The sequence below is a fragment of the Paenibacillus sp. UMB4589-SE434 genome (genome assembly GCF_030226685.1).
GTDB lineage: Bacteria > Bacillota > Bacilli > Paenibacillales > Paenibacillaceae > Paenibacillus_B.
This window is the reverse complement of the sequence record NZ_JASOYK010000002.1, coordinates 215294-228283: the sequence shown is the minus strand read 5'-3', so window position 1 is coordinate 228283 and position 12990 is coordinate 215294. Positions and strand designations below refer to the sequence as shown.

Sequence of the window (12990 nt, the reverse complement as noted above, 5' to 3'; positions counted from 1 at the left end):
AAGGAGTATTTGAATTCCAGTGCCCTTGTTGGATAAAATAACAGAAGCGTTGTGGGCGCTTATTCCTGCTGTTCTTGGCTCCCTGTGTATTTTCTACATAGGCAAAGAACACCTGCAGACAGGAAAAGAACCACTTAACGTAAACCATAAGCAACAACGTACCGGGTTATCATCAAACTGGCCCGATCACGATTGGCACCTGCAGCATGCTAATCGTGATCGGGCCATCTTATTGATCCACTACTTATTCCTGTTCTTTTCTTAAGGGGAGCCACGCCAATACATCTTGAATGCGAGCGTCCCAGTACCCCCATTCATGCTCTCCTGGGCCTTCTTCATAGTGCAGCTCATAAGTAGTGTGACGTGCGGTATCACGGAATTTCAGATTATCTTCATACAAGAAGTCCTCCGTCCCGCAGCATTGATACAATTTTGGCTTTAAACCCTGCTCCTGGTCGCCCTTCTTCAACAAATGCAGGAGGTCATTCTCCGTCCCTGATATAGGTTGATCGCCAAAAATGAGCTGCATATCTCGTGCCAACCGTTGCCTGAACACGTCATTCCCGATGTCGAGCGCACCGGATAAACTGGCGGCAGCCGCAAATCGCTCGGGATGTGTAAGCGCCCATTTAAACGCCCCATACCCACCCATCGACAATCCGGCGACATAATTGTCCTCGCGCTTGTCCGACAAGGGGAAGAAACCTTGCGCCAGCTTCGGCAGCTCTTCGGTGAGGAATGTCCAATAGGCGAGTCCATTGTACATATCAGTATAGAAGCTGCGGTGCACCTGCGGGATGACTACGGCAAGCCCGAGCTGAGCCGCATAACGTTCAATAGAGGTCCGACGAATCCAGATCGTATGATCATCTGACAAACCATGCAGCAAGTAAAGCGTAGGATGAAGAGACTTGGCAGCATGTCCTTCCAAGCCAATCTGCGTGGTCGTCTGCTGCGGTACAATCACCGTCATCTCCGTATTAAGACCCAATACCTCCGAGTAGAAACTGCAATTCATTAAGGCCATACCTCTATCCCCCTTATAAAGATGTAATAGAATCTGACTCCATAAACATGATAAACAAAAAGAATGTGTTATCGTTATCAAGCAAATTAACGAGCTGATATCACTATTATAGGCATATCTTTGTAAATAGATAGGCACTACTAGATTATATTGATTCTTCACTCTCTGAACATTGTACAGAGGGAAGCTCCATGTCCCTCCGCCATTGTTGTTCACAACCTGCAGCACCTACCTATAGCTGTAATTCCCAGCTTCTATACAGCCCCTTACACTAGGCAACTGTCATACAGTAGCCCGTTCAAACTGGCTCTGCACGAGCCCATAATAGAAACCTCGCTTGTCCATTAACTCATCATGATTGCCGTGCTCCATAATACGCCCATTCTCCAAAACGACAATCATATCTGCTTGCCGAACAGTATTCAGGCGATGGGCAATTACAATATTCGTTCTGCCCCGCATCAAGCGGTACAAAGCCTCCTGAATTTTCAATTCGGTGACCGTATCGATGCTGCTTGTTGCCTCATCCAATACCAATATAGAAGGATCGGCCAGTATCGCACGTGCGATCGATATTAATTGCTTCTGTCCTTGGCTGATGCCGCTGCCTTCTGCATCCAGCAATGTCTCATACCCATACGCCAGTCTGCTGATAAAAAAGTGGGCATTTGCCAGTTCAGCTGCCTGCTCGACTTCCTCGTCCGTTGCTTCTAGCCGTCCGTAGCGAATGTTATCACGGATCGAGCCCTGAAATAGGAAGGGATCCTGGAGTACAAAGCCCATATGGCTGCGCAAGCTGTCTCGTGTAATTTGCCGGATATCAACGCCATCCACATAGATCGTGCCTTCATCTGGGTCATAGAAACGCGAGAGCAAGTTAATGACGGTCGACTTGCCTGCACCAGTAGGTCCGACCAATGCAGCCGTTTGCCCCGCTGCCAGATGAAAGTTCAGATCGGAGACGGTCTGCATGTCCTTTTCATATGCAAACGAGACGTCTTCATACCTGATATCGCCACGAATCTCATTTATATGCGCAGCATTCCCTTCATCCTTCGCCTCAGGATCCTGCTCCAGAATCTCAAACACACGTTCCGCCCCTGCAATCGCAGACAAAAAGGTATTGAATTGATTCGCGAGATCATTTAGCGGACGGGTGAACTGCCTTGCATATTCTCCAAACGTGACGATAACTCCGATGGTGATCATCCCGTTTACCGCCATCAGTCCACCTGCCCCTGCAATGATGGCAAAGCTGACGTTGTTCAGCATATTCATCAGCTTCGGAATAAAGCCCGAATACATCTGAGCCCAATAACCCGCTTCTCGCAGCCGTTCGCTCTTTTCGATAAACTGCGCGGTGACCTTACGCTCCTGTGAGAATGCCTTTACCATCCTTTGACCCGAAAACGTTTCCTCGATAAAGCCGTTCATATCTCCTAAGCTGCGCTGCTGCTCTTTGAAATGCTTGCCTGTTCGATTGGTAATCCATTTCATACCGAAGTACATGATTGGCACAATAAGCAACGTAATTAGTGTCAGTGTTGGACTTAACCACAACATCATGCCTAACATGCCTACAAACGTGAGTACGCTGGATGATAACTGGATAAACGAGCTGTTTAACGTCGAGCTGACATTATCCATATCGTTGGTCAATCTGCTCATCAACTCCCCGTGCTGCCGCTTCGTGAAGAACGAGACGGGCATACGATGCAAGCTTTGAAACAGCTCCTTGCGCATTTGTGATACTGCCTGCTGTGATATATGGATCATCCAAATATTTTGCAGCCACAAGGCGATGGAATGAATCACATATACGCCTGCAAGCAGCGCGATAAGCTGCACAAGTCCTCCGTGATCCGCTGCGCCGATGAACTGATCGACGGCATAACCAAGCAAGAACAGTCCCAGCAGTCCAAGCACGGAACTGATAAACACCAATATTAGAATAAGCCCCAGCCGACCTCTATAGGAGGACAAATAGGCCCATATTTTCATTAGTGTCCCTAACATATCCTTTGGCTTCTGCTTCTGTCGCGGCCCCGCCCCATGGCCCTTTCTCGGCAACGGAGAGTCTGTGCTGGACGGTCCCCCACTGGGGTTGCTGTACCGATCCTTAGTCATGCGGCACCGCCTCCTTTCCGAATTGCGATTCTACCATACGCTGGTACAGCACTGATCGCTGCAGCAATTCATCGTGGGAACCAGCTGCAAGCAGCTTTCCTTCATCAAGCAGCAGAATAATGTCGGCATGAATCGCTGTGCTGATCTTTTGCGTAATCATCAATGTGGTGCACGATGCTGTTGGCAGCGCACGCAGCAGCTTTGCTTCCGTCTTGACATCCAATGCGCTTGTGCTGTCATCAAGCAGCAGCAGCTTAGGTCTGCGCACCAGAGCACGGGCAATGGACAGCCGCTGCTTCTGTCCGCCGGACAGATTAATGCCTTTCTGCCCAATAACGGTGTCATACTGATTAGGCAGCCTCATAATTGTCTCATGAATCTGCGCGCGCTGTGCCGCATCAACCACTTCATCGTGTGCAGCACCTTCATGGCCAAAGCGGATATTATCCGCAATCGTGCCTGAGAACAGCATCGCCTCCTGCGGGACATAGCCGATATCACCTCGAAGATGATCCAACAGCATGTCTCTAACGTCAAGCTCGTCAATACATACACAACCCATTGTTACATCATATAGACGAGGGATGAGCTGAAATAACGTTGACTTGCCCGCACCCGTGGCGCCCATAATGGCCGCTATTTGGCCTGGCTCTACTGCAAAGCTGATTCGATCCAATACGGGAACATGATGTTCAGGATATACAAAGGTTACCTCGTCAAAGCGGACGCCTCCACCTCTAATGAACGCGGATTGACTGGCCTGCTCTTTATCGATGACATCCGCCTCGGCAGTCAGCACCTGCTCAATTCGCTGCGCGGATGCGCGTGCACGCGATAAGGTCATCACAATCATCGACACAACGGAAAATGCGCCTGTTATCCTAGCAGCATAATTGACTACCGCCACTACTTCACCGATATTAGCCCCACCCGTAAGCACTTGATCATGACCGATCCACAGAATGAGCAGCACGCTAACATTCATAACGAACAGTAATACGGGTACGGCCGTTTCCATTAAACGCAGCACCGCCACTGTTCGATCCACCAGCTCTTGATTAGCGGCTGCAAATCGAGCCTCTTCATGCTTACTCCGTACAAATGACTTGATCAGGCGCATGCCAAGCAAGTTTTCGCGCAGCACACTGTTGGCACGATCCAGCTTTTCTTGTACGGAACGAAAAAGAACAAACCCCTTTTTCATCATCCAGACCAGAAACACAAGCATCAACGGAGTCACTACCGCCAGAATAAGCGCAAGCTTCACATGGACGACAAGTGCCATAATCAGTCCTCCAAGCAGCAATAGTGGAGCTCGCATCATAATACGCATCGCCATAAACACACAATTCTGCACCTGGGTCACATCGCTCGTCACACGTGTAATTAACGTCGCAGTAGGAAATTGATTAAAGTTGGCAAATGAAAACGATTGGATGCGATCGAATAAGCTGCGCCGCAAGTCAAAGCTGTAATTCTGCGCCACTCGGGAAGCATAGTAAGAGTTAATGATTCCGCAGGCGAAGCCGATAAATGCCAATCCCAACATCACACCGCCCCACTGCAGGACCAGATTCATATTTTTAGGTGTAATCCCTTCGTTGATGATTTTGGCGATCAGCAGCGGCTGCAGCAGTTCTACTGCTAACTCAATCAGCATCAGCGTAATCGCAAAACCCATCGGTATTCGGTAAGGTTTAAGGTAAGACAACACTTTCTTCATTTGGCTCCATTTACCTCCGTCTACACTTGTTATATTGATCTAATCACGTTCACTCTCTCACGTCAAAATCTAAATATTCAAGAACATACATTAGTCGGCAAAATTGCTTGCTTTTCCAAGCTCTGCTCTACTAGCTGTCATTATATCCCCATGATAAAAAGATTCTCCAAGTGGGCAAGTAAAACTAGCTTCGCCATTACAACTATAGTATTTTCTAATCTACACGATCCCTGCTATTACTATATTCAATAGAAGAACCGGAAGGACAATCCCCTCCGGCTCATAACTAAATTGCATCATTCTATTGTGATTTTATATTGGTTTGAACTTAATTTTTCCTTGTTTGTTGAGATACTTAAACGCTCATACCCTTCTGATCTACAGGGTTGGCATAACGCTTGCGGATCATGGATACGTAAAAAGTCATCGCCAACAAGCTGCAGCATGCGATTACGATTCCCATTGGAACAGCAGTATGTCCACCGCCAAGACCTACAAGAGGGGCTACTACCGAGCCCAATATAAAGGGCAGCAAGCCCAGCATTGCTGAGGCACTCCCCGCGTTGCTGGCTTGATTCTGCATCGCAAGCGAGAAGCCCACGGTGCCGACCACCCCTGTGCTTGATACAGACACAAAGAGTGGAATGAGAATCGCAAGCAGAGGCGCATCAATGAGAATCATGGCGAGTAACGTTAGGCCGCCCGCAAGCGACAACAGAAGTCCTGCAACAAATAATTGAGATTCGTGGTAGCGCCCAACTAACCGTCCGGTTATTTGAGTAGCAATAATTAAGCCAAGACCGTTCAATGCAAACAATAAGCTAAACATTTGCGGCGATACACCATAAATATCTTGTAGTACAAAGGGCGAACCTGAAATATACGCAAACATAGCTGCAGATACTAGGCCCATTGACAACGCAAACCCCATAAACGCTCGATCACCGAGCAGTCCTCCAAAGGTGGATAGAGTTGCCTTTACTCCGCCTTTTAAGCGGCGCTGCTCAGGCAACGTTTCTTTCAAACCCCAGACAGCTGACGCAATCAATAAGATACCTAGCAAACCTAACACAACAAAGATGCCGTGCCATGTTGTCCACTTCAGAAGCTGGCCACCAGCTACAGGTGCCATAATGGGTGCAAGTCCGTTAATTAACATCAGGAGGGAGAAAAATTTGGTTAGTTCCGGACCGTCATACATATCGCGGACCATCGCACGGGCAATCACGATCCCGCCAGCCCCAGCGACCCCTTGAATGAAGCGCAGCGCAAGCAAGCCCCAGATGGATGGAACGAACGCGCACAAGAAAGAAGTAGCTGCGTATACAACAAGTGAAGCAATAAGCGGCATGCGGCGGCCACGTGCATCACTAAGTGGACCCATTAACAATTGACCAAGTGCAATGCCTAATAAGAATGCCGTTAAGCTAAGCTGCGCATAAGATGCCGTTGTCTGCAAGTCCGCAGCCAGCATCGGCAGGGATGGCAAGTACATATCTATCGACAGTGGACCGATGGCCGTCATCGAACCAAGCACAACCGCCATACCGATACGTTGTTTTTTTGAAATAGAGCGTGTAGATGAACCCTCTGTCGAAACATGTGAAGCTGATTTCATACTAAGCCTACCTTTCTAATTCAAATAGAGTAACTTACTTTTTCACAATTACAAATAATGATAAGACAATAGTAACATAACTAGAGCCTGTTCTGTCTAATAAAATTATTAAAATATGATTAGTTACCGCTAGCTTTTCGTCGATGCAAAAAAACACAGGCCGCTCATTCGAGCGTAACCTGTGTTCAAATGTTGTTAAGCATAGTTAGTATAGATATACGGACTCATACATCCAGCGCTATTCTCCTGTAAGCAAAGGTCTATCCAATTGGTACAACTTGCGATATCGTGGTTCCCGTGCCATCAGTTCTGCATGAGTACCACGCATCTCCACTTCCCCATTTTCCACAAAGATGACCTCATCCATCTTCTCCACCCCAACAAGGTGATGCGTAATCCAGATCAGTGTCTTCTCCTCCATCGTCTGGAAAATGGTGTGCAGCAGTTCCCGCTCCGTTTGAGGATCAAGTCCTACCGTCGGTTCGTCCAGAATAACAACCGGTGTATTCTGCAGCAAAATACGCGCTAACGCTACCCGTTGCCGTTCGCCGCCCGAGAAGCGTTGCCCTGTCTCATGCATCAGCGTGTCATAGCCAGCTGGCAATGAATCAATCATCGATCCCAGTTTTACCTGATGAGCAGCGTGCTTGATCTCTTCATCAGAAGCCTCTAACCTACCAAGCCGGATATTATTCCCTACTGTGGTATCGAACAAATGCGGACTTTGGTTTAAGACCGATATAACCTTGGGTATTTGGTCGCCAAAGTCAGAGGCAGGGACACCATTAATCGTGACCTGACCTTCCGTAGGTGTTAACGCACCTTGGATCAACTTGATTAATGTTGATTTGCCCGCACCGCTTCGCCCGATAATGGCAACCTTCTTGCCTGGCTCCAGTTCAAGGGTTACGCCATTCACACTCCACGGATCATCTGAACTGTAACGATGACGAACATTGTGTATCCCTAAGGTAACCTGGCTGCCTGAAGCAGCAAGCTTCTCCAGCGCGGCTTCTGCTTGTGCTGCTCGTGCTTGCTCTTCTGCACCGCCAGCTTCCGCCGCCGATCCCATATTCAAGAGCCGTTCTACTGATTCACGATACTGCGGAATTTTCTCGATAGCCTCCGACACTGGTAAAAAGGAGTCCATTAGCGGCACCACCACCAGTACAAAAGCAGCGATCAGCGTCACATCAATTTGTCGATCCGCATACTGCTGTCCTGCCCAATAAATGATCGATACGATGATCGCACCAACAACGCCTTGGGCTGCAAGCGTACGCCATTTGGACCAATTACTGAGCGAGCGTTCAATATCCGCTACCTTTGCTTCATCTTGCTCGTAGGAATGGACAAACTGGGGAGCACGTCCGCTAATGACCCAATCACCCAGTCCAAGTACCGCATCCGTTAGTTTTTGGTATAATCCGTTTCGGTCCCGCTTTAGTTGACGATTTTTGGCTTTAGTCAGCAGAAGCGAGGCATATGGCAGAATGCATACCAATACAAAAATGTAAAGTGCCATAATGGCTGCAAAGCTTGCATCGAACCAGCCTAGTGCACCAATTACGACTGCATACATGACCAACGCGACAATGCTTGGGAACACGGTGCGCATGTATACATTTTGTAAATATTCAATATCATCGGCGAGCACGCCAAGCACATCCCCTGTCCGATAACGCGAGCGCAAGAACAGAGCCTGCGGCTCCAAAATACGGTACAGCCTCACTCTCATATGGGACAGCACACGCAATATGGCGTCATGCCCGACGAGCCGTTCCACGTAATGAATGACAGCTCGACTGATTCCGAATGTGCGTACCAGAACGGTCGGCACATAGACCATTAATATATTCTCTGGCCGGAGCGCAGACTTGGAAATCAGGTAGCCTGATGTAAACATCAGAGCAGCCGCACTAAAAGCCGTTAACACACCAAGGAAGACAATAAGCGTGAAACGGCCGTAATAAGCCTGAAAATAGGGCTTAAACCATTGCTCCCGTTTCATCCTAATTCCTCCCCTTCAGCTTTCATCAGTTCATAATACTTTCCTTTGCGGTTAAGTAGCTCTTGGTGAGATCCCACTTCAGCGATACTTCCCTGATCCATAACAACAATAACGTCCATATCCGGCATCCAATGCATCCGATGTGTGGCAAGCAGTACAAGCTTCCCTTCAAAAAGTGGCAGCATCGTTTCTTTTAATTCATACTCGGTCTCGATGTCCAGATGAGCCGTCGGCTCATCAAGCAGCATGATCGGACGATCGCTCAGGAAGGCACGGGCCAGCGCAACACGCTGCTCCTGTCCCCCACTTAGACGGCGGCCACCGTTGCCGATTAATTCCGCTTCGCCTTGCGGCAGTCCTTTCACAAGTTCAGCCAGACCTGCCGCTGTCAGTGCTCGGCTAACCGCCTCATCCGTTGCTTCCGGATGATAGAAGCGTACATTATCTGCAAGCGAGCTGCTGAAAATATACGGATGCTGCGGAATATAGGTTACCGCGGTACGCCAGGCCTCGTCGCTTAACGCCGCTACTTTTATGCCGTCCACTTCCAGCTCGCCTGCAGTTGGACGCAAGAAGCCGCCCAGCACATCAATTAAAGTTGACTTGCCCGCGCCACTTGTACCTATAATGCCGACCTTCTTGCAGCCGCGCAGCTCTAATGTCACATCCTGCAACGAGTGTGGTCCATCTTCCTCGTGCTGAACCCCCAATTGGGACAGCTTCAGTACGCTGTCCGCTGACCAAGTCAGTCCAGCCGGGAGTGCTGATGTCATCGCTTCTGTCGAGGCGGCCTCAATCAGCGTCTGAATCGCTTTTCCAGCTTCCTTCCCCTTTAAGGTGGCGTGGTAATCTGCACCCACCATCCGCACTGGAAGGAAATATTCCGGTGCAAGGATCAGCACCAACAACGCAGGCTCTAGTTCCATTGTGCCATTGATTAGGCGCAGTCCAAGGCTCACCGCTACCGATGCTACCGATAGCATCGTAAAGAAGTCAAGCGCAAACGAGGACAGGAATGCAACACGCAAGGTCTTCATGGTTGCCGTTCGATATTTGTCGCTGACGCCTTCAATGGAGCTGCTGTGCGAGCGGCTCAGTCCAAGCATCTTGAGCGTCTCCAGCCCACGAAGTGAATCCACAAAGTGGTTGGACAGCACCCGGTACGATTCCCACTGACGGTCCATCTGCTTCTTCGCGGCCAACCCCATCAGAATCATAAACACGATCAAAATTGGCATCGTTACCGCCAGAATCAGCGCTGCCACTCGATCGAGCCAGAGTATATACACCCATATTAGAACCGGCGTGATCGCCGTGCCCAGCATACGGGGAATAAACAATTCCAGATAAGTTCGGAACTGCGCGACACCATCCAGCACAAGTGTAACCAGATTACCTGTTCCTTCTGTCTTCGCAAGCCGCGGACCAAATTGGAACAGCTTATCCATCAGCTCCTTGCGCAGGTCGCGACCCGTGCGTTCCGCATAACGGTAGGCCAACTTCTGCGACACAAGGGCCGTCACATGCCGGATAATAAAAGCAAACAGGAACACGGCAATAGTGCCCGACTGTTCCTGCAGCGATGATCCGCCAAAGAGGGCGGAGATCGACTCCGCCAGCCCTATAGCCATAAATATGATGGACACACTTTGAATCAAAGTCAGGGCCGCAATCGCGATCATTACCGGTCTTATTCCTTTGAATCCGAGTGTCTTTTTACCCATTAGTATTCCAAGTGCTCCTTCTCATGTACCCGTTTATGAAACACGAAGTAGCTCCAAATTTGATAACCGAGGACGAAAGGCAGCAAGCTCAGTGCTACAATCGTCATCACTTTAAGTGAGTAGGCTCCGGAAGCAGCATTATACACGGTCAAATTAAACGCGCTGTCGATCGAGCTGATCATGACATTTGGGAACATGCCTACAAATACGCCTGATATAGCCAGTGCAATAACAGTGCCTGTCATGGCAAATGCCCAGCCGTCTTTCTTTTTGCTCATGTAGTAGCCAGACAATACAAATGCGATCACACCGAGCACTGCCATGATGGTCAGGATAGTTCCACGTGCTTCAAAAATATCCGTCATCGTGTATGTCATGATAGCAAATGCAACGAACAATACAGCCAGCGGTACAAGCAGCATCTTCGCTTGTTTACGAGCGCGTTCCTGCAAGGTACCAATGGTACGCAAAGTGGCAAACAAGAGGCCATGCACCAAACACAGTACCGTTACCGTCACACCACCAACGACGGTATAAGCATTCACGACATCAAACAGACCTGCGTTCATCTCCATGTTCTTGTCAATTGGCAAGCCCTGCAGCAAGTTCGCAAACACAACGCCGAACAGGAATGGAGGAAGCATACTGCCAAATAAAATGACGATATCCCATGTTTTCTTCCATGTTTCCGTTTCACCTTTGCCGCGGAACTCAAACGCAACACCACGTCCGATGAGCGCAAGCAGAACGACGACGAGCGGTGTATAGAAACCACTGAATAAGGTAGCATACCAGTGTGGAAATGCAGCAAACATTGCACCGCCAGCCGTTATTAACCATACTTCATTAGCATCCCAGAATGGGCCAATCGAGTTGATCAGCACCCGACGTTCCCCATCAGTCTTGGCGAGGAAAGCGGTCGACATACCTACACCAAAGTCGAACCCTTCCAAGAAGAAGAAACCGACAAACAATACTCCGACTAGAACAAACCACAGTTCACTCAGTTCCATTATTGCCGTCCCTCCCTTGCAAATGGATCATTAGCCGCTATCGTATGTGAAGTGTCAGGCTCGTTAGGCCCCTTCTTAATCACTTTCACAAATAAGTAAACTGCTATAATACCTAAAATGCTATATACTGTCGTAAATGTAATCATCGAGAACAAGACTTGACCTGCCGACACGCTTGGCGAGATACTGTCTTCCGTCTTCATCAGACCAAATACTGTCCATGGTTGACGCCCGAACTCCGTCATAACCCAGCCGGAAGTGTTGCCGATAAACGGCAAGGAAATCCCGAACAACATAGCATTCAGATACCATGGCTTCAGCTTATCCAGCTTCTTGCGTGCCATCATGTATACCCCGTACATGCCTAATAGAATCATAAGCGTACCCGCGAGCACCATAATGCGGAAGCTCCAGAACGTCGTTTTTACAGGAGGAATGTAATCCCCAGGACCATACTTTTGCTCGTATTCTGCTTGCAATTCCTTCATCCCGATTACTTCACCTGAGAACTTACTGTAGGATAGGAAGCTGAGTGCGTAAGGCACTTTGAATTCAAACTTGTTTGACTGCTTATCTGTGTTAATAGCAGCAAACACCGTCCACGGCGCAGGATCGTCACTTGTCGTCCACAAGCCTTCCGCAGCAGCCATCTTCATCGGTTGTGTATGCACCAAATATTGTGCTTGCTGGTGACCAAAGATCGCTACTAAGAAGGAAGAAACAAGAGCGACAATAATGCCGATTTTAAAGGATTGCTTGAAAAATTCTGTATCCTGCTTCTTTAACATTTTATAGGCACTAATACCGGTAATCAGGAACGCCCCTGTTGCAAAGGCACCAAATACCGTGTGCGGGAACTCAACTAACAGTTGGCCATTCGTAATTAGAGCCAAGAAATCGTTCATCTCCGCTCGGCCATTCGTAATCTCGAAACCAACTGGACGCTGCATAAAGGAGTTGGCAGCCAAAATCCAGAAAGCCGATAGTGTCGTACCAATGGCTACAAGCCAAATACATACCAAGTGTACCTTTTTCGACAAACGATCCCAACCAAAGATCCATAGTCCGATAAATGTAGACTCCATGAAGAAGGCAGCCAGCGCTTCAATCGCAAGCGGCGCTCCAAACACGTCCCCGACGAATCTTGAATAGTTGGACCAGTTCATACCGAACTGGAATTCTTGAATAATCCCCGTAACGACACCTACTGCAAAGTTAATGAGGAACAACTTACCCCAGAACTTTGCCATCTTCTTGTACTGCTCATCGCCTTTAACGACGTACATCGTCTGCATCATCGCAATGATGAGCGCAAGACCGATCGACACCGGGACGAAGAAGAAGTGAAAGATCGTCGTCGATGCGAACTGGATCCGAGACAGCATGACCATATCCATTCGTTTACCCCTCCAGCATTTCTTTTTCATAAGCTCTGTTGTTAAACTATGTCTTAAGCGACAAAAATCCGTCAGCAGCCTTGCATCTTAACGAAATCTTGCCTGCTGAACATACTAATTATGCTTGGTTCCAGGCACCATTGCCCTTACCCATCATTATTCTGTCAAAAAAGTCACGCTCCGGTTGTGACATAAATCACACGTCAAAGCCCTCTTCATGATGAATTTGAGAACTTTTTCTCAAGCGTCACAGGTTTGTTAAAAACATAAGCGATTTCATGGTGAAAAGGCATAGCAAATTAGTAAATTGCAACTAACCCGCACGAGGGTTGATATCCTCAGCGAGCAAT

The 12990-nt window shown here is 48.5% G+C and carries 9 protein-coding genes; 1 reads left to right on the top strand and 8 read right to left on the bottom strand.

All coding sequences use genetic code 11. The features are described 5' to 3' along the window. Window positions 1-19 precede the first annotated feature (19 nt). Window positions 20-265 carry a hypothetical protein gene (locus tag QP775_RS11250; RefSeq protein WP_285106079.1) on the top strand — a complete coding sequence of 82 codons (246 nt, stop codon included), beginning with the start codon at window positions 20-22 and terminating at the stop codon, window positions 263-265. Here the strand turns inward: QP775_RS11250 and QP775_RS11245 are convergent. From QP775_RS11245 to QP775_RS11210, 8 genes are all read right to left on the bottom strand, one after another. Further along, window positions 245-1027 carry an alpha/beta hydrolase gene (locus tag QP775_RS11245; RefSeq protein ID WP_239328992.1) on the bottom strand — a complete coding sequence of 261 codons (783 nt, stop codon included), beginning with the start codon at window positions 1025-1027 and terminating at the stop codon, window positions 245-247. The two genes, QP775_RS11250 and QP775_RS11245, sit on opposite strands and share 21 nt — an antisense overlap. Window positions 1028-1309: 282 nt before the next feature. Beyond that, on the bottom strand, window positions 1310-3154 hold the full coding sequence (locus tag QP775_RS11240; protein ID WP_483312012.1) for an ABC transporter ATP-binding protein: 1845 nt from the start codon (window positions 3152-3154) through the stop codon (window positions 1310-1312). Next, window positions 3147-4877 (bottom strand): ABC transporter ATP-binding protein, encoded by a 1731-nt coding sequence (locus QP775_RS11235; RefSeq protein ID WP_239328993.1) that lies wholly within the window; start codon window positions 4875-4877, stop codon window positions 3147-3149. The genes QP775_RS11240 and QP775_RS11235 overlap by 8 nt, the downstream gene beginning before the upstream one ends. A gap of 355 nt (window positions 4878-5232) precedes the next feature. Further along, window positions 5233-6495 (bottom strand): multidrug effflux MFS transporter, encoded by a 1263-nt coding sequence (locus tag QP775_RS11230; protein ID WP_239328994.1) that lies wholly within the window; start codon window positions 6493-6495, stop codon window positions 5233-5235. A 238-nt stretch (window positions 6496-6733) separates the two neighbouring features. Further along, window positions 6734-8506, bottom strand: coding sequence for a thiol reductant ABC exporter subunit CydC (gene cydC, locus QP775_RS11225; RefSeq protein WP_285106077.1), 1773 nt, complete (start codon window positions 8504-8506; stop codon window positions 6734-6736). Further along, window positions 8503-10230 carry a thiol reductant ABC exporter subunit CydD gene (cydD, locus tag QP775_RS11220; protein ID WP_285106074.1) on the bottom strand — a complete coding sequence of 576 codons (1728 nt, stop codon included), beginning with the start codon at window positions 10228-10230 and terminating at the stop codon, window positions 8503-8505. Before cydD ends, cydC begins: the two co-directional genes overlap by 4 nt. Continuing rightward, entirely contained in the window at window positions 10230-11246 is a 1017-nt protein-coding gene (cydB, locus tag QP775_RS11215; protein ID WP_285106435.1) for a cytochrome d ubiquinol oxidase subunit II, read from the bottom strand. The genes cydD and cydB overlap by 1 nt, the downstream gene beginning before the upstream one ends. Then, window positions 11243-12640, bottom strand: a complete 1398-nt coding sequence (locus tag QP775_RS11210; protein ID WP_239328997.1) for a cytochrome ubiquinol oxidase subunit I — start codon at window positions 12638-12640, stop codon at window positions 11243-11245. Before QP775_RS11210 ends, cydB begins: the two co-directional genes overlap by 4 nt. Window positions 12641-12990 lie beyond the last annotated feature (350 nt).